Source organism: Roseovarius halotolerans (genome assembly GCF_900172255.1).
GTDB classification, from domain to species: Bacteria; Pseudomonadota; Alphaproteobacteria; order Rhodobacterales; family Rhodobacteraceae; genus Roseovarius; species Roseovarius halotolerans.
In genome coordinates this window covers 460504-476450 of record NZ_FWFU01000001.1, presented here as the reverse complement: position 1 = coordinate 476450, position 15947 = coordinate 460504, and the positions used below count along the sequence as shown (strand labels likewise).

The window sequence follows — 15947 nt, the reverse complement described above, 5'->3', positions numbered from 1 at the left end:
GCATGTCAGCAACCGGAGACAGAGATGACATTGCCAGAGATCGTTTCAGAGAGATTCACCACCGAAGAGGGCCTGCGGGTCTTTGTGCAGGTGCCCGAGGCCCATGCGGAGGAGATCATCGCCGCGGTCTGTGCGCAGAATGCGCTGGTTTACGGAGATTATGACAGCGTGAGCTATACCGGCGCACCGGGGGTTCAGCGGTTCAGATCACTGGGCAGCGGGCGCAATCCGGCGACGGCGAACACGGTTACGGTGGATTGCGTGGAACTGTCGTTTTTCCTGCCCTGCGACAGCGCGGCGGCGCGCGAGGTCATTCGCGCGATCTATGACGCGCATCCCTATGAGGAGCCGGTGATCCTTGTGCAGCCCTGCCTGCGGACGCGGCATGTGCGCGGCATGGACGAGGGCAATCCCAACCGGTTCTGGAACCGCGCGCCCCAGGATTGGGTGCCTGACGAACACAGGTGACGCCTGAAGGACGCGTAAACGCGCCCTGCCCTATTGGCGAAGTTTGTTGGTCAGAGCCCCGGCAAGGCCGGTATCGGCCGAGGCCGAAAGCCGGTCGCTGCGCGGCAGATAGGCCGCGAGGGTATCGGAGCGGGCGATGTAATCACCGGCCAGTGTGGCCAGCGCCTGCATCCGGTCATGCACCGGCGGGGCAAGCGCCCGTTCCTGCCAGATCGCGGCCATCACGGTCGCATAGAGCGCGAGTTTCATCCAGCGCGCGAGCGAACGGGCGCGGGCGCTGCGCCTGAGGCGGCGTTCCTCGCGGGACTCGGACGGATGTGGCGCGTAGCGTTGCATCCCTACGGGATGGCAGCGCGGCGTGTCATTTCCGTGGCGGAAACCCGGCGCGAAGCGGGCGTTGGGTTTGCGCGTCCCGAGGAAAGGGCGTTTTCGCACGGCGATCCGAGGAGGTCGGGTGACCAGAGGAGCATGCGCTTGATTTCCTGCGCGCGTCAGACATGATGCGCGGTGCCCGACCGCAGATTTTCAACCTGACTTTCGTTCCAAGGGGTCTATGAGATGGACCACGCATCCCTGGTGCCGACAATCGAAACCGAGCGCCTGGTTCTTCGCGGACACCGGGTGGGCGACTTTCCCGACAGCGCGTCGATGTGGGCCGACACGAAGGTTGTTGCACATATATCGGGACAGCCCGCGACCCCCGAGCAATCGTGGTCACGCCTGCTGCGCTATGCGGGTCATTGGCACCATCTGGGCTACGGGTATTGGGTTGTCACGCTCAAACGCGATGGCGGTTTCCTGGGGGAAGTCGGTCTTGCCGATTACCATCGGGATACGGAGCCATCGCTGGATGGAAAGCCGGAAGCCGGTTGGGTCTTCAAGGCGAGCGCGCATGGAAAGGGCTACGCGACCGAGGCGGTGGCCGCGATGATGGAATGGGCCGATGCCAATCTGTGTTGCACGCATTTCTCTGCGATGTTCGACCCGGCCCATTCAGCGTCCATGAATGTTGCGAGAAAGGTCGGCTTCTCCAACGAGGTGCTGGGGCGGTATGGAAACCAGGAAGCCTTGTTCATGGAACGCGCACGGCCATAGCCATATTCCGCACGGCAGAGTCGGGTGACGATCACCGGAAGGTCGGCACGCCAGACCGGCAGGGGCGCACCACCCCCGCGAGGGGAACGGTGATACGCCTTAGCCAAGGGCCGGTGTTCAGAGGTTCTCGGCCTGGGGCATGCCCAGCACGTGATAGCCGCCATCGACATGGATGATTTCGCCACTGGTGCAGGCGCCCGCATCCGAGGCGAGGTAGACCGCCGTGCCGCCGATCGCCTCGAGCGTTGCATTGGCGCGCATCGGGGCGTTGAGGTCGGTATGCTTGTAGGTGCGCCGCGCGCCGCCGATGGCCGCGCCCGCCAGCGTCTTCATCGGGCCGGGGGAGATGGCATTGACGCGGATACCATCGGGGCCGAGATCGTTGGCAAGGTAGCGGGTCGCCGATTCAAGCGCGGCCTTGGCCACACCCATGACGTTGTAATTCGGCACGACCTTGTTGGAGCCCTGATAGGTCATGGTCAGCAGCGTGCCGCCGTTTTCCTTCATCATCGGATAGGCGCGGCGCGCCACGTCGATGAAGGAGTAGGCGGAAATCTCCATCGAGTGCTTGAAGTTCTTGCGGCTGGTGTTGATGAAACGGCCGGTCAGTTCGGACTTGTCCGAATAGGCGATGGCGTGGACCAGGAAATCTATCGTGGGCCAAGTCTCGGCCAGCTGCGCGAAGGCCGCATCGAGCGAGTCGTCATCGGTCACGTCCACATCCAGCAGGATGTCCGACCCAAGGCTCTCGGCCAGCGGCTGCACGCGTTTGCCAAAGTTGTCGCCCTGGTAGGAGAAGGCCAGCTGCGCCCCCGCCTCGTGCATCGCACGGGCGATTCCCCAGGCGATGGAGCGGTCATTGGCCACCCCCATGATGAGGCCGCGCTTGCCTTGCATCGAATTGCTCATGTCGATTTACCCACGGTATTTGCTGAGAAGCATTGATCCATTGGTGCCGCCAAAGCCGAAGCTGTTGGTCATCACCGTATCGAGCCCGGCATCGTCAACGCGCGCGGTGGCGATTTCGCCGTCATGGATGGCGGGATCGAGCGTTTCGACATTGATGGAGGGAATGATGAAGTCGTTTTCCAGCGCGAGCAGGCAATAGATCGCCTCCTGTGCGCCGGTGGCGCCCTGGCTGTGGCCGGTCATCGACTTGGTCGAGCTGATCGGCGGCGTGTTGCCCTCGCCGAAGATGCGGCGCACGGCCTCGACCTCGCCGACATCGCCGACGGGCGTCGAGGTGCCATGGGCATTGATATAGCCAACCTTGCGGTCTTCGGGCAGGGTCTGGAGGGCGAGGCGCATGGCGCGTTCGCCGCCCTCGCCGGAGGGCGCGACCATGTCATGACCGTCCGAGGTGGCGGCATAGCCGGTGACCTCGGCATAGATGCGCGCGCCGCGCGCCAGTGCGTGATCGAGATCCTCGAGCACGACGATGCCGCCGCCGCCCGAGATCACGAAGCCGTCACGGTCGGCGTCAAAGGCGCGTGAGGCACGCGCGGGCGAATCGTTGAACTTGCTGCTCATCGCGCCCATCGCGTCGAAGAGGCATGATAGCGTCCAGTCGAGCTCCTCGCCGCCGCCCGCGAACATCACGTCCTGCTTGCCCATCATGATCTGCTCGGCGGCATTGCCGATGCAATGCAGCGAGGTCGAGCAGGCCGAGGTGATGGAATAGTTGATACCCTTGATCTTGTAGGCGGTGCTGAGATTGGCCGAGATGGTCGAGCTCATGCATTTGGGCACGGCGAAGGGGCCGATCCGCTTGGGGCTGCCCTTTTCCAGCACAGTCTGATGCGCGGCCAGCATGGCAGAGGTGGACGGCCCGCCCGACCCGGCCACGAGGCCGGTGCGCGGGTTGACGATGTCGCTTTCCTCGAGCCCGGCATCCGCGATCGCCTGGCCCATCGCGATATGGGCATAGGCCGCGCCCGGCCCCATGAAGCGCAGCGTGCGCTTGTCAACGTGTTCGCTGACATCCAGTTTCAGCGTGCCCGCGACCTGCGAGCGAAAGCCATGCTCTTTCATTTCCTCGCTGGCGACGATGCCGGAGGTGCCGGATTTCAACGCGGCAAGCACTTCCTGGGCATTGTTGCCGATGGACGAGACGATTCCGAGACCCGTGACGACGACGCGACGCATGTTGGGCTTCTCCTTAGATTTGCGGTGGATTCAGCTTTCGCTGAGCGCGACTTTCATGTCCTTCACCTGATATATCACCTCTCCGTCGGCTTCGACACGCCCGTCGGCGACACCCATGGTCAGGCGTCTTGTCTGCACCGCTTTCGTGAAATCCACGTAATAGGTCAGCATCTTGCGGTCGGGGCGGACCATGCCGGTCAGCTTGACCTCGCCCACGCCCAGCGCATAGCCGCGCCCCTGCCAGCCGCGCCAGCCGAGGTTGAAGCCGGTCAACTGCCAGAGCCCGTCAAGGCCGAGGCAGCCGGGCATGATCGGGTTGCCGGGGAAGTGGCATTCGAAGAACCACAGGTCAGGATGGATGTCGAACTCGGCCACGACATGGCCCTTGCCATGCGGGCCGCCATCGCCGCTGATATCGGTGATGCGGTCCATCATCAGCATCGGGGGTTCGGGAAGCTGCGCATTGCCGGGGCCGAACAGTTCGCCCCGTGCGCATTTCAGCAGGTCATCCTTGTCGAAGCTGCTCGGGTAGTCGGCCATGCAGACGGGCCCTTTCGTGACTTTGCGTATCGGTTGGGAAACCCTGTATCACCGCCCGAAAGGGCCTTGCAAGCCTGTCGGCATGGCGCGGCCCCGCCGGGCGGCTGCGGATTTTGTTTGAAATCATGGGGGTCGCGGCCCTATATTGCCCAGTGACCCACGCAACAGAGGCGAAAATGGACCTGCAAGCAACGACCCGTGGAACCGAGTGGCTGGCCCAGGCGGGCATGCGGCCCACGCGGCAGCGCGTCGCGCTGGCGACGATGCTGGTGGGCGACGGGCAACATCGCCATGTCACCGCCGAAAGCCTGTTCGAGGAAGCCCGCAAGCGCGGCGACAGTGTGTCGCTGGCGACCGTCTACAACACGCTGCGCGCCTTTTCGGATGCGGGGCTGATCCAGGAAGTTACGGTGGACGGATCGAAGAGCTATTTCGACACCAATACCCATGACCACCCCCATTTCTATTGGGAAGACGAGCAGCGCCTGTCCGACGCCCCCTCCGAGGAGCTGGAGATCGCGCGCCTGCCAAAGGCGCCCGAGGGTGCCGAGATCTCGAGCGTGGACGTGGTGATCCGCCTGCGCCGGACCTGAAGCAGCGCCCGCGCGGGGCGGCCTGCCCCGGCGAACCATTCATGGAGAACAGCGATGCGAGCGGCAAGCTATGCGCGGTTCGGCCCGGCGGCCGATGTTCTTGAAATCGGCGATATCGACACCCCCGCGCCCGGCGCGGGCGAGGTGCTGGTGCGGCTGCGCTGGTCAGGGGTGAACCCCTCGGACGCGAAGGCCCGCGCCGGAAGCCGCCCCGGTGTCACCCGCCCCGACCATGACCGAATCATTCCCCATTCCGATGGCGCGGGCGTGATCGAGGCCGTCGGCGAAGGCGTCGATGCGCACCGCATCGGCCAGCGGGTCTGGATATGGAACGGCCAGTGGAAACGCGCCTTCGGCACCGCCGCCGAGGCCATCGCCCTGCCGCAGGATCAGGCCGTACCGCTGCCCGAGGGGATCGACCTGGAGACCGGCGCGACGCTGGGCATTCCGGGGCTGACCGCCTGCCAGACCGTGTTCGGGGGCGGGCCGGTCGACGGACAGACCCTGCTGATTTCCGGGGGTGCGGGCGCGGTCGGGCACAACGCCGTGCAACTGGCGCGCTGGGGCGGCGCGCGGGTGATCGCCACCGCATCGCCCGATGCAGCCGGACGGGTGCGCGACGCGGGCGCCGATCACGTTTTCGATTACCGGGACCCGGCGCTCGGCGAACAGATCATGGAGGCAAGCGGCGGGCGCGGGGTGGACCGCGCCATCGAGGTCGAGTTCGGGCAGAACGCCGCGCTGCTGGCGGAGGTCATGGCGCCGCTGGGCACCATCGCGGCCTATGGCTCGGGCAAGGACATGACGCCCACCCTGCCCTTCGGCCCCTTCCTTTTCAAGGCGCTCAAGATCGACATCACGCTGATCTACATCCTGCCCGACGCCGCGCGCGAGGCAGCCATCGCAAAACTGCACGCGGCGCTGAGCGACGGCGCGCTGAAGCCCGCCATCGCAGCACGCTACCCGCTGGCCGATTGCGCCGCCGCGCAGGATGCGGTGATGACGCCCGGACGCGCCGGCGCGGTGCTGCTGGATATCGGCTGAAGGGCTGGCGGCACGTCCCAAGCCCCCCCCCCGCTCAGGTGTCGGGGTCGATGCCGGAGAGGCCGGGGCGGGTGATGCGGGTGCGCGCGGCGCTGAGGCCGGGGCCGAAGCCTTCGGCATCGCCGTAATCCACGAACTGGGCATAATAGGCATGCATCGCGCCGGTCCGGGCGGCGTGTTTGATCGGGCACCAATAGGCTTCGGTGCGCCCGGCGATCTCCTGCACGTAGCCGATCAGCCCGTTGCAATAGCCGCAATAGACGCAGTTCAATTTCTGAAGCGCATTGAGATAGGCCAGGTGGTGGCGGTCGATGCGGATGAAATCGGCGCGCCGGACCTTCTCGATGCGATAGACCGGAAAGCAGACCGCCTGATAGAGCGTCGCGAAGAGATCGAGCAGCGCGAAGGGCAGGATCAGCGAATAGATCACCGGGGCGGTAAGAACCACCATCGGCCGGGTCTGGCGCAGGAACGTGCCGAGGCCCACACGCAGCGCGCGGTGGCGGCGGCGGATCTCGGTCTCGAACACCACGCGGCCATTTTCCAGCTGATAGCTGAATTCGGCACGGCGGCGGTGGAATTCGGCGTCCAGTTCGCCCTGGAGGTCACGAATCCGGGCGAGCAGCTTTTCGGTGGGCGAGGTCATCGGCGGGCTCCGTCAATTGCGACGCCAGCCTAGCGCGGGCCGATGCCAATGCGCCAGCGACTTGCACGGGGGGCGCGCGCCTGCCCTGCCCCTTCGCAAAGCAAGGGCGCGCGCAAGTACCCCTGCGCGCGCCCGGATAATACAGCTCTGCGATCGCCGGAGCGACCGCGCGCCGGTCAGGAAATATCAACCAGTTCGATGGCGAAGGTCAGATCCTTGCCCGCCAGCGGATGGTTGGCGTCAAGCGTCACCTGCTCGTCGGTCACTTCGACCACGGTCACGGGCATCACCTGCCCCTGCGGTGTCTGCACCTGCAGTTGGGTGCCCAGATCAAGCGGGATATCCTCGGGGATGTCGGCGCGCGGCACCGCCTGCTGGGCGCTCGGGTCGGGCTGGCCATAGGCCTGGTCGGCGGGCACTTCGACGGTTTTCTTGTCGCCCACAGCCATGCCGGGCAGCGCCTGGTCGAGGCCGGGGATGATCTGGCCGGAACCGACCTGGAATTCCAGCGGGTCACGCCCTTCGCTGCTGTCGAAGGTCGCGCCGTCTGTCAGCGTGCCGGTATAGTGAATGCGGACGGTATCGCCCTCTTTGACTTGCGTCATGCGTCTTTTCCAATCTGTCGTGGAGTGAATTTGCAAGGCCGCGTCCCGCGCGGGTGCTTGTGCGTGTCGAAGAACAATTTAGTGATTCACTCGAGGGATTGCAAACCGACTGCGCTGAACGCCTGTCGACCGGGGCGCAGCGGGGACGCGGCGGCCTGCCGATGGGCGCTGCAGCGCGCGGGCGGGGCTTTCGGTGCCGGGCGATCCGTGCCAGTGTCGTGTTCAGACCACCCGGAGGACCCATGCCGATCACAACATGCATATTCGACGCCTATGGCACACTGTTCGACGTTTCCGCCGCCGCGCGGACCGTCGCAGAGGAGCCGGGGCGCGAAGAATTCGCCAAGCACTGGCCCAGTCTTTCTGAGAACTGGCGCCGCAAGCAATTGCAATACACATGGCTGCGCGCCGCGATGGGCGCGCATACCGATTTCTGGAACGTCACCCAGGACGGGCTTGACTGGGCGCTGGAAGCCGAAGGGCTTGACGGCGACGACGAGCTGCGCGAGCGGCTGCTGATGCTCTACCGCGAGCTTGATCCCTATCCCGAGGTTCCCCCTATGCTCGAGGCAGTCAAGGCGCAGGGCATGGCGACGGCGATCCTGTCGAACGGCGCGCCGGGAATGCTGTCGGATGCGGTGGCATCGGCGGGGATCGGCGCGCATCTAGATGATGTGCTGTCGGTCGAAAGCGTCGGCGTGTTCAAGCCCGCGCCGCAGGTCTACGACATGGTGAGCGAGCGGTTCTGCTGCGACATCTCGGAGGTGCTGTTCGTGTCCTCCAATGGCTGGGATGCCTGCGCGGCGGCGGCCTATGGGTTCATCGCGGCCTGGGTGAACCGCACCGGCGCGCCGATGGACCGGCTGCCGGGGCGGCCGCATCACGTGCTTGAGGACCTGAGCGCCATTCCCGCCCTGACCGAGGGCTGAACATGGCGCGTTTCACCAGCTCGGACGGGCTGAGCCTCTATTACGAGGATGAGGGCGCAGGGCGGGCGGTGCTGTGCCTTGCGGGGCTGACGCGCAATGCGCGCGATTTCGATCCGCTGGCGCCGCATCTGGCCGGCATGCGGATGCTGCGGCTTGATTATCGCGGGCGCGGGCGCTCGGATCATGACCCGGAGTTCACGAATTACAACATCATGCGCGAGGCGCAGGATGTGATCGAATTGCTGGACCATCTCGGCCTCGAACGGGTCACGCTGATCGGCACCTCGCGCGGCGGGCTGATCGCGATGGCGCTGGCGGCGGGTCACGGGGGGCGACTGGACGCGGTGTTGCTCAACGATATCGGCCCCGAGGTCGCGCCCGGCGGGCTTGAGCGGATCATGGATTATGTCGGCAAACCGCCGCCTTTCGCCGATCTCGATGCCGCCGCTGCGGCGCTGGAGGCGGCACATGGCGCGGATTTTGCGGGCGTTTCGCGTGCGCGCTGGCGCGCGCAGGCCGAGGCCATGTTCGCCCCGCGCGCCGAAGGCGGGCTGGCGCTGCGCTATGATCCCAAACTGCGCGATGCGCTGGTCGGCCAGGCCGGCGCGGGCGAGTCCGTGGACCTCTGGGCGCTGTTCGACGCGCTGCGCGACACGCCGCTGGCGGTGGTGAGGGGCGCGAACTCGGACCTTCTGAGCGCGCAGACGCTGACGCGCATGCAGGAGCGCCATCCGGGGCTGATCGCCGCGACGGTGCCCGATCGCGGGCATGTGCCCTTTCTTGACGAAGCAGAGGCGCTGGCCGCGCTGCATGAATTGCTGGAGACCTCCGAGACATGAGCGATATCGACATGATCCGCGCCGCCGCCGGGCGGCTAGAGGGCCATGCGCGGCGCACGCCGCTGCTGTCCTCGCCTTTCCTTGACGAGATCGCCGGGCGGCGGGTGCTGGTCAAGCCCGAATGCCTGCAACATACCGGCAGCTTCAAGTATCGCGGCGGGCGCGCGGCGGTGTCGGCGCTGGAGCCGAAGATTCGCGCCAAGGGCGTGATCGCCTTTTCGAGCGGCAACCACGCGCAGGGCGTGGCGCTGGCGGCGCGCGAATTCGGTGTGCCGGCAGTCATCATCATGCCCGCCGACGCGCCTCGCCTGAAGATCGACAATACCCGCGCCCTGGGCGCCGAGGTGGTGCTTTATGACCGCGCGGGCGGTGAAAGCCGCGAGGAGATCGGCGCGGCCCTGACCGAGGAGCGCGGTCTCACGCTGATCAAACCCTATGACGAACCCGAGGTGATCGCCGGGCAAGGCACCTGCGGGCTCGAGATCGCGGAGCAGGCGCGCGACGCAGGCGTGGAGCGCGGCGATGTGCTGGTCTGCTGCGGCGGCGGGGGGCTGACATCGGGGATCGCGCTGGCGCTCGAGGCCGATGCGCCGGGCCTGCGGGCGCGGCCCTGCGAGCCCGAGGGGTTCGACGACACAGCGCGCTCGCTTGCGGAGGGGCGGATTCTCGCGAATGCGACCGGCGCGGGAGGTATCTGCGATGCGATCGTGACGCCGCAGCCCGGCGAGATCACCTTCGAGATCATGTCGCGACTGTGCGGGCCGGGGCTGGTGGTGAGCGAGCACGAGGTGCTGGCGGCAATGGCGCTGGCGTTCCAGCGTCTCAAGCTGGTGGCCGAACCGGGCGGCGCGGTGGCGCTGGCGGCGGCTCTGTTCCATCCCGGAGAGATCGAGGGCGATGCGGTGATCTGCACCATCTCCGGGGGCAATGTGGACGCCGCCATGTTCATCCGCGCCCTGCAGACCGCCAAGGGCTGAGCAACGGGGGGCCAGCCCCCCGGACCCCCCGGGATATTTCCGAACAGAAGAAGCCGGGATGCGCGCCCTGCCCTTCTTCTGTTTGAAATCATCCCGGGGTGAATTGGCCGCAGGCCAAGAGGGGCAGCGCCCCTTTGCGCCAGATCATGGACAGAATTCCGCCGGTCGGGTTCCCTGTCAAGGAACATGGACGCGACGAGGAGGGAAACGTCATGCGCACTCAGGTGGCTATCGTGGGGGGCGGTCCGGCGGGGCTTTTGCTGGCGCAGCTGCTGCATCGGCAGGGAATCGATACGGTCGTATTGGAGCGGCACAGCCGGGCGCATGTGCTGGAACGGGTCCGCGCAGGGGTGCTGGAGACCGGCTTTGTCGAGATGATGCGCGAGGCGGGCGTGGCCGAGCGCATGGAGGCGGAGGGTATCGCCCATCACGGCGCGCGCATCGCTTATGGCGACGAGGTTTTCCGGGTGGATTTCGCGGCGCTGACCGGGCAGCAGGTGATGATCTACGGTCAGTCCGAGGTGACGCGCGACCTTTACGAGGCGCGCGATGCGGCGGGGCTTGAGACCTTGCATGAATGCGCCGGCGTGCGCCCGCATGACATCGACGGCGCGCAGCCTTTCATCACCTTCCTGCATGGCGGCAAGATGAACCGGCTGGATTGCGATTTCATCATCGGCTGCGACGGGTTCCACGGCCCCTGCCGCGAGGCCATCCCGCAGGAGGCGATGCGGGGCTACGAGAAAACCTATCCGTTCGGCTGGCTGGGGGTTCTCTCGGAAACACCGCCGGTGGATGACGAGCTGGTCTATTGCAATTCCGAGCGCGGTTTCGCTCTGTGTTCGATGCGCAACGAAGGGCTGAGCCGCTATTACATTCAATGTCCGCTGGCCGACAGCCCGGACGACTGGAGCGACGACATGTTCTGGGAGGAACTGGAGCGACGCTTGCCGCAGGAAATGTGCGCGCGCCTCGTCACCGGGCCGTCGATCTGGAAATCCATCGCGCCGCTGCGCTCTTATGTCTGCGAGCCGATGCGCTGGGGCAAGATGTTTCTGTGCGGCGATGCCGCCCATATCGTGCCGCCCACCGGCGCCAAGGGGCTCAATACCGCCGCAAGCGACGTGCATTACCTCAGTCAGGCGCTGATGCGCCATTACCGTGAGAGCGACGAACGCGGGCTCGAGGAGTATTCCGGGCGGGCGCTGGCGCGGATCTGGAAGAACGCGCGGTTCGGCTGGTGGATGACCAACCTGCTGCACCGCTTTCCCGAGCAGAGCGCGTTCGATCTGCGCATGCAACAGGCGGAGCTGGCTTACTTGCACGAGAACGAGACGGCGCAGCGCGCGCTGGCGCAGAACTATGTTGGCCTGCCCTATTGAGGGATGCGGCTGCGCTGGCGGCTTGCCGGATACGTGCGCTTGGCTTAGTCTGCGGGCAATCCGCCCGGGGCGGTCCGCACGGGCCGAGGAGAGGCCGGGCGCAGGGCGTTTGCCGACGGGAGGAGACCATCTCTTACGCCACGCAGCATATCGACCGGGTGCTTGACACCCTGTCCTCGGGTTCGGCGGCAGCGCATTCGCGTCTGGCGGCGTCTTGGCAGCGCTCGGCGCGCGCCCACGGGCTGGACCCCGCGCGCCCGGAGGGCGGGCAGAGCGTCGAGGCGCGCGAGCTCAGGCATCGCCGCGAGGCGCTTGGTGCCTTCCTTGGCGTCGCGGCGCCGCGTCTCGACAGCCTGTTCGGGCTGATCGGCCATTCGGGCTGCGGGGTGCTGTTGACCGATGCCGAGGGCGTCGTGCTTGAGCAGCGCTGTTCGGATGGCGATGCGGAGGTGTTCAAGCGTTGGGGGCTTTGGGCTGGGGCCGACTGGAGCGAAGCGGCGGAAGGTACCAACGGGATCGGCACCTGCCTTGCGGAGAACCGGCAGGTGACCATTCACCGCGACCAGCATTTCCTGGCGCGCAATATCGGCATGAGCTGCATGGATGCGCCCATATACGGGCCGGACGGGGCGTTGATCGCGGCGCTGGACGTCTCCTCGGCGAGGGCCGACCAGACCGAGAGTTTCAACTGCCTGATCGCCGCCATCGTCGCGCAGACTGCGCATCAGATAGAGGCGGCGGCGTTTCGTGCCGCCTTTGAGGGGCGGCGCATCGTGGTGGCGGATGGCGGCACTGGCGGCAACGGCCCGGCCGCGCTGCTGGCGGTGGATGACGACGACATCGTGGTCGGCGCGACACGCGCCGCAAGGCGCAGTTTCGGGCTGGCGATATCGGGCGGGTTCAACCCGCTGCCCGCAAATGACCTGCTCAATGGCGATGCGGGCGCGGGCGGGTTCGAGCGCGCCGAACGCGCTGCCGTCACCCGCGCGCTGGCCCGGGCGGGGGGCAATGTCTCGAAGGCGGCGCGCGCGCTCGGGATCGGGCGCGCAACGCTTTACCGGCGCATGGCGCGGCTCGGGATCGCACCTGACGGGGGCAGACTGTCCCGGAATTGAGACAGTCGCCCGCGCTGCCCTGCAAGGCGGGGCTATCGCGCCCGCAAGAAGCGCGCATGATCCATTCGCACCGGCGCAACGCCGCGTGAATGGAGGAGATCACATGAACGAGATGACACAGCTGGCAGGCAAGCATGCCTCGCCCTTCAAGACCCGTTACGACAACTTCATCGGCGGCACGTTCGTGCCCCCCGTGGAGGGGCAGTATTTCGACAACATCACGCCGATCACCGGCGCCAAGGTCTGTGAGGTCGCCCGCTCGGGCGCCAGGGACGTGGAGCTGGCACTGGATGCCGCCCATGCCGCCAGCGCCGCATGGGGCAAGACCGCCCCGGCCGAGCGCGCCAACGTGCTGTTGAAGATCGCTGACCGGATGGAGGAGAACCTCGATCTGCTGGCACAGGCCGAGACATGGGACAACGGCAAGCCGATCCGCGAGACGACCGCCGCCGATATCCCGCTGTCGGTCGATCATTTCCGCTATTTCGCGGGCGTCCTGCGCGGCCAGGAAGGCACCATGTCGGAAATCGACGCCGATACCGTGGCCTATCATTTTCACGAGCCGCTGGGCGTCGTTGGGCAGATCATCCCGTGGAATTTCTCGATCCTGATGGCGGCCTGGAAGCTGGCCCCGGCGCTGGCGGCGGGCAATTGCATCGTGCTGAAACCCGCCGAGCAGACCCCGGCGGCGATCATGGTGCTGGCCGAGCTGGTGGCCGACCTGCTGCCCGCGGGCGTTCTCAACATCGTCAACGGTTATGGCGCCGAGGTCGGCGCGCCGCTGGCGCGCAGCCCGCGCATCGCCAAGATCGCCTTTACCGGCTCGACCGAAACCGGACGCAAGATCATGCAGGCCGCGACCGAGAACCTGATCCCGGTGACGCTGGAACTGGGCGGCAAGAGCCCCAATATCTTCTTCTCGGACGTGATGGCCGAGGATGACGCGTTCCTCGACAAGGCAGTCGAGGGTTTTGTCCTCTTTGCCTTCAACCAGGGCGAGGTCTGCACCTGCCCCAGCCGCGCGCTGATCAAGGAGGACATCTATGAAGAGTTCATCGCCCGCTGCATCGAACGGGTGAAGGCCATCAAGCAGGGCGATCCGCGCGAGATCGAGACCATGGTGGGCGCGCAGGCGAGCCAGGAGCAGCAGGACAAGATCATGTCCTACCTGACCATCGGGGTCGAGGAAGGCGCCGAAGTGCTGGTGGGCGGCGATGCCGCGCGGTTCAACGGCGAACTGTCGAACGGGTTCTACATCCAGCCCACGATCCTCAAGGGCCACAACAAGATGCGGGTTTTCCAGGAGGAGATCTTCGGCCCGGTCGTATCCGTCACCACCTTCAAGGACGAGGAAGAGGCGCTGGCGATCGCCAATGACACGATGTACGGGCTTGGCGCCGGGGTGTGGTCGCGCGATGCCAATCGCTGCTACCGCTTCGGGCGCGCGATAGAAGCCGGACGCGTCTGGGTCAACAACTACCACGCCTATCCGGCACATGCGGCCTTTGGCGGTTACAAGCAATCCGGCATCGGGCGCGAGACCCACAAGATGATGCTGGACCACTACCAGCAGACCAAGAACATGCTGGTCAGCTACAACCCCAACAAGCTCGGCTTCTTCTAGAGGCGTCGAGGTTGGTTACGAGTGACGGGCGGCCCCTTGCGGGCCGCCCTTTTTCATTCGGACGGGAACGGGACATGACGTGGCCCCCTGCCCTCGCCCAGCAAGTCGCGGTATTGCGCGGGGGTGCGGCCCGTCTGCCTGCGGAACACGCGGGTCAGGTGGCTTTGGCTGGAAAATCCGCAGGCTGCGGCGATCCTGGCAACCGGGACCGGGCCGCGCAGCATGTCGCGGGCGCGGTCGATCCGGCGCGCGGTGATCCAGCCATGCGGCGCGATCCCCCGCGACAGGCGGAACATGCGGTGAAAGTGATATTCGGACATCGAGGCCAGCGCCGCGAGATCGGCGAGGCGAATGGTGTTTTCCATCTCTGCCGCGATCCACTCGTCCACCCGGCGCAGCACATGGGGCGCGAGACCACGCCGCAGCGTGACGCGCCCCCGTTCAAGATGCGCAACGAGGTCGCTGGCGGCACTGTCAGCCAGCAGGATATCGCCATCCTGCGCCGCCAGCGCGAGCTGCCGCAGCGGCCCCGCGAGCGCAGGGCGATCCGCATAGCTGACCTCATGCAGGTCCAGTAGGCGCGCGTCGCAGTCATGCATGCGTGCGAATGAAGCGCGCAGCGTCGCATCGGGCATGTGCAGATGCACGAACCGGAAGGGCCGGGTGATGTGCCATTCCGAACGGTGCCCCTCGGGCATGACGCAGACCGCACCGGGCCAGCCACTTGCGCCGCCCCCGTCCACCCGGCGCGTGCCCGTGCCGCCCTGCAGATAGAGGCTGAACGTGTGGCCGCTGGTATCGTCGTAAGAGACCCGGTCATCGTGGTTCTCCCAGATCGTCACGCTGCGCCCGCCCCCCAGGTCAAGCCGGTGGGTGGCATGTGCGGCGCGCGAACGGCCAAGGAAATCCTGCACGGTGTGACGCATGGCGGAACCCTAGCGCAGCGTCCGGCACGGCGGGAAGGGGCGCGCCCGATTTTAGCGCAAGATCGTGCAAAACCCGACGGATCGGATGCGCTAGAGCAAGCGCAACACGGAGCTCCACGCCAATGACCACAGCCATCCTGTTTGCCGCCACTGTCCTGATCTGGGGCACCACATGGATCGCCATCGCCGCACAGATCGGCGATGTGCCGGTAATGGTGTCGGTCTTCTACCGCTTTGTGCTGGCGGCGCTGGTGATGCTGGCGGGACTGGCGGCCATCGGCCACCTTAAGCGTCCGGCACAGTGGCGCTTTGTCGTCATTCAGGCGTTATGCCTGTTCTGCTTCAATTTCGTCGGACTATACAACGCGGCGGCCCTGATCCCGTCAGGGCTGGTTTCGGTGATCTTTTCGCTGGCCTCGATCTTCAACGCGCTGAACGCGCGGCTGATCTTTGGCGAGCCGGTCACCGGGCGCACGGTTCTGGCCGGAGCGATCGGCCTCTGCGGCCTCGTGCTGCTGTTCTGGCAGGATATCGTGGTGACGCCGGACAGCGAAACGCTGCGCGGAATCGGCTGGGCCGTTTTCGGGACGCTGGTGTTCTCATGGGGCAACATGGCGTCGCGCCAGAATGCGCGGCTGGGCGTCACGCCCGTCACCGCCAACGGCTGGGGCATGGGGATCGGCGCGCTGGCCCTGCTGGGATTGATCGCGGGCACCGGGCAGCCGATGGTCGCCCCCTCGGGCACGGGTTACTGGGTGGCGCTGATCTACCTTGCCGCCATCGGCTCGATCATCGGGTTCACGACCTACCTGATGCTCGTGGCCCGGATCGGATCGGCGCAGGCGGGCTATGCCACGGTGCTGTTCCCGGTGGTGGCGCTGGCCATCTCGACGCTGTTCGAGGGCTATACCTGGAGCGCAACCGCGATTGCGGGCGTGGCGCTGGCCGCGCTTGGCAACGTGGTGATGTTCTGGCGAGGACGGCGGCGCCGCGGCAGCGCAGCCCGGACGCCTACTTGA

Annotated in this window: 18 protein-coding genes; 11 read left to right on the top strand and 7 right to left on the bottom strand. The window is 66.3% G+C overall.

Features of this window, described 5'->3' with window-relative positions:
• The first annotated feature begins 24 nt into the window (after positions 1–24).
• The gene (locus tag ROH8110_RS02290; RefSeq protein ID WP_085816158.1) at positions 25–468 is read left to right on the top strand and encodes a YqfO family protein; all 444 of its coding nucleotides are present in this window, start codon (positions 25–27) and stop codon (positions 466–468) included.
• Between the two features lie 30 nt (positions 469–498).
• Here the strand turns inward: ROH8110_RS02290 and ROH8110_RS02285 are convergent, their stop codons facing one another.
• Positions 499–903, bottom strand: coding sequence for a hypothetical protein (locus ROH8110_RS02285; protein WP_139837377.1), 405 nt, complete (start codon positions 901–903; stop codon positions 499–501).
• A gap of 123 nt (positions 904–1026) precedes the next feature.
• On the opposite strand from ROH8110_RS02285, the gene ROH8110_RS02280 reads away from it, so the two are divergent.
• Positions 1027–1563 carry a GNAT family N-acetyltransferase gene (locus ROH8110_RS02280; protein WP_085816156.1) on the top strand — a complete coding sequence of 179 codons (537 nt, stop codon included), beginning with the start codon at positions 1027–1029 and terminating at the stop codon, positions 1561–1563.
• A 117-nt stretch (positions 1564–1680) separates the two neighbouring features.
• Here ROH8110_RS02280 and ROH8110_RS02275 read toward each other — a convergent pair whose 3' ends face one another.
• The 3 genes from ROH8110_RS02275 to fabA are packed head-to-tail and all read right to left on the bottom strand — an operon-like array spanning position 1681 to position 4248.
• Positions 1681–2472 carry an enoyl-ACP reductase FabI gene (locus ROH8110_RS02275; protein ID WP_085816155.1) on the bottom strand — a complete coding sequence of 264 codons (792 nt, stop codon included), beginning with the start codon at positions 2470–2472 and terminating at the stop codon, positions 1681–1683.
• 6 nt (positions 2473–2478) lie between these two features.
• Positions 2479–3708 (bottom strand): beta-ketoacyl-ACP synthase I, encoded by a 1230-nt coding sequence (gene fabB / locus ROH8110_RS02270; protein WP_085816154.1) that lies wholly within the window; start codon positions 3706–3708, stop codon positions 2479–2481.
• A gap of 30 nt (positions 3709–3738) precedes the next feature.
• Positions 3739–4248 carry a bifunctional 3-hydroxydecanoyl-ACP dehydratase/trans-2-decenoyl-ACP isomerase gene (gene fabA / locus ROH8110_RS02265; RefSeq protein ID WP_085816153.1) on the bottom strand — a complete coding sequence of 170 codons (510 nt, stop codon included), beginning with the start codon at positions 4246–4248 and terminating at the stop codon, positions 3739–3741.
• 176 nt (positions 4249–4424) lie between these two features.
• Between fabA and irrA the strand changes: the two genes are divergently transcribed.
• Together irrA and ROH8110_RS02255 are read left to right on the top strand one after the other, a co-directional pair.
• Positions 4425–4841: an iron response transcriptional regulator IrrA gene (irrA, locus tag ROH8110_RS02260; protein WP_085816152.1), complete on the top strand. Its 417-nt coding sequence runs from the start codon at positions 4425–4427 to the stop codon at positions 4839–4841.
• 54 nt (positions 4842–4895) lie between these two features.
• A complete protein-coding gene (locus ROH8110_RS02255) occupies positions 4896–5885 on the top strand; it encodes an NADPH:quinone reductase (RefSeq protein ID WP_085816151.1) in 990 nt (329 codons plus the stop codon).
• Positions 5886–5919: 34 nt separating this feature from the next.
• On the opposite strand, the gene ROH8110_RS02250 is transcribed toward ROH8110_RS02255, so the two are convergent.
• Both ROH8110_RS02250 and ROH8110_RS02245 read right to left on the bottom strand, forming a co-directional pair.
• Complete coding sequence (locus ROH8110_RS02250) at positions 5920–6531, bottom strand: hypothetical protein (protein WP_085816150.1); 612 nt, start codon at positions 6529–6531, stop codon at positions 5920–5922.
• 176 nt (positions 6532–6707) lie between these two features.
• On the bottom strand, positions 6708–7136 hold the full coding sequence (locus tag ROH8110_RS02245; protein ID WP_085816149.1) for an FKBP-type peptidyl-prolyl cis-trans isomerase: 429 nt from the start codon (positions 7134–7136) through the stop codon (positions 6708–6710).
• 242 nt (positions 7137–7378) lie between these two features.
• Here ROH8110_RS02245 and ROH8110_RS02240 point away from each other — a divergent pair, with 242 nt between their 5' ends.
• From ROH8110_RS02240 to adh, 6 genes are all read left to right on the top strand, one after another.
• Positions 7379–8065 carry a haloacid dehalogenase type II gene (locus ROH8110_RS02240; RefSeq protein ID WP_085816148.1) on the top strand — a complete coding sequence of 229 codons (687 nt, stop codon included), beginning with the start codon at positions 7379–7381 and terminating at the stop codon, positions 8063–8065.
• A 2-nt stretch (positions 8066–8067) separates the two neighbouring features.
• The gene (locus ROH8110_RS02235; RefSeq protein ID WP_085816147.1) at positions 8068–8904 is read left to right on the top strand and encodes an alpha/beta fold hydrolase; all 837 of its coding nucleotides are present in this window, start codon (positions 8068–8070) and stop codon (positions 8902–8904) included.
• Positions 8901–9881, top strand: coding sequence for a threonine ammonia-lyase (locus ROH8110_RS02230; protein ID WP_085816146.1), 981 nt, complete (start codon positions 8901–8903; stop codon positions 9879–9881). The genes ROH8110_RS02235 and ROH8110_RS02230 overlap by 4 nt, the downstream gene beginning before the upstream one ends.
• Positions 9882–10093: 212 nt before the next feature.
• Positions 10094–11263 carry a 4-hydroxybenzoate 3-monooxygenase gene (gene pobA / locus ROH8110_RS02225; RefSeq protein ID WP_085816947.1) on the top strand — a complete coding sequence of 390 codons (1170 nt, stop codon included), beginning with the start codon at positions 10094–10096 and terminating at the stop codon, positions 11261–11263.
• A 158-nt stretch (positions 11264–11421) separates the two neighbouring features.
• On the top strand, positions 11422–12378 hold the full coding sequence (locus ROH8110_RS02220) for a helix-turn-helix domain-containing protein (RefSeq protein ID WP_245962768.1): 957 nt from the start codon (positions 11422–11424) through the stop codon (positions 12376–12378).
• 103 nt (positions 12379–12481) lie between these two features.
• Positions 12482–14002 carry an aldehyde dehydrogenase gene (gene adh / locus ROH8110_RS02215; protein ID WP_085816145.1) on the top strand — a complete coding sequence of 507 codons (1521 nt, stop codon included), beginning with the start codon at positions 12482–12484 and terminating at the stop codon, positions 14000–14002.
• Between the two features lie 53 nt (positions 14003–14055).
• Here adh and ROH8110_RS02210 read toward each other — a convergent pair whose 3' ends face one another.
• The gene (locus tag ROH8110_RS02210) at positions 14056–14928 is read right to left on the bottom strand and encodes a helix-turn-helix transcriptional regulator (RefSeq protein ID WP_085816144.1); all 873 of its coding nucleotides are present in this window, start codon (positions 14926–14928) and stop codon (positions 14056–14058) included.
• A 122-nt stretch (positions 14929–15050) separates the two neighbouring features.
• On the opposite strand from ROH8110_RS02210, the gene ROH8110_RS02205 reads away from it, so the two are divergent.
• A complete protein-coding gene (locus ROH8110_RS02205; protein WP_085816143.1) occupies positions 15051–15947 on the top strand; it encodes a DMT family transporter in 897 nt (298 codons plus the stop codon).

Bases quoted from the DNA above. Each gene is read 5' to 3' on its own strand.
- ROH8110_RS02290 (WP_085816158.1), top strand. From the start codon at position 25: ATGACATTGCCAGAGATCGTTTCAGAGAGATTCACCACCGAAGAGGGC.
- ROH8110_RS02280 (WP_085816156.1), top strand. From the start codon at position 1,027: ATGGACCACGCATCCCTGGTGCCGACAATCGAAACCGAGCGCCTGGTT.
- ROH8110_RS02275 (WP_085816155.1), bottom strand. From the start codon at position 2,472: ATGAGCAATTCGATGCAAGGCAAGCGCGGCCTCATCATGGGGGTGGCC.
- fabB (WP_085816154.1), bottom strand. From the start codon at position 3,708: ATGCGTCGCGTCGTCGTCACGGGTCTCGGAATCGTCTCGTCCATCGGC.
- fabA (WP_085816153.1), bottom strand. From the start codon at position 4,248: ATGGCCGACTACCCGAGCAGCTTCGACAAGGATGACCTGCTGAAATGC.
- irrA (WP_085816152.1), top strand. From the start codon at position 4,425: ATGGACCTGCAAGCAACGACCCGTGGAACCGAGTGGCTGGCCCAGGCG.
- ROH8110_RS02255 (WP_085816151.1), top strand. From the start codon at position 4,896: ATGCGAGCGGCAAGCTATGCGCGGTTCGGCCCGGCGGCCGATGTTCTT.
- ROH8110_RS02250 (WP_085816150.1), bottom strand. From the start codon at position 6,531: ATGACCTCGCCCACCGAAAAGCTGCTCGCCCGGATTCGTGACCTCCAG.
- ROH8110_RS02245 (WP_085816149.1), bottom strand. From the start codon at position 7,136: ATGACGCAAGTCAAAGAGGGCGATACCGTCCGCATTCACTATACCGGC.
- ROH8110_RS02240 (WP_085816148.1), top strand. From the start codon at position 7,379: ATGCCGATCACAACATGCATATTCGACGCCTATGGCACACTGTTCGAC.
- ROH8110_RS02235 (WP_085816147.1), top strand. From the start codon at position 8,068: ATGGCGCGTTTCACCAGCTCGGACGGGCTGAGCCTCTATTACGAGGAT.
- ROH8110_RS02230 (WP_085816146.1), top strand. From the start codon at position 8,901: ATGAGCGATATCGACATGATCCGCGCCGCCGCCGGGCGGCTAGAGGGC.
- pobA (WP_085816947.1), top strand. From the start codon at position 10,094: ATGCGCACTCAGGTGGCTATCGTGGGGGGCGGTCCGGCGGGGCTTTTG.
- adh (WP_085816145.1), top strand. From the start codon at position 12,482: ATGAACGAGATGACACAGCTGGCAGGCAAGCATGCCTCGCCCTTCAAG.
- ROH8110_RS02210 (WP_085816144.1), bottom strand. From the start codon at position 14,928: ATGCGTCACACCGTGCAGGATTTCCTTGGCCGTTCGCGCGCCGCACAT.
- ROH8110_RS02205 (WP_085816143.1), top strand. From the start codon at position 15,051: ATGACCACAGCCATCCTGTTTGCCGCCACTGTCCTGATCTGGGGCACC.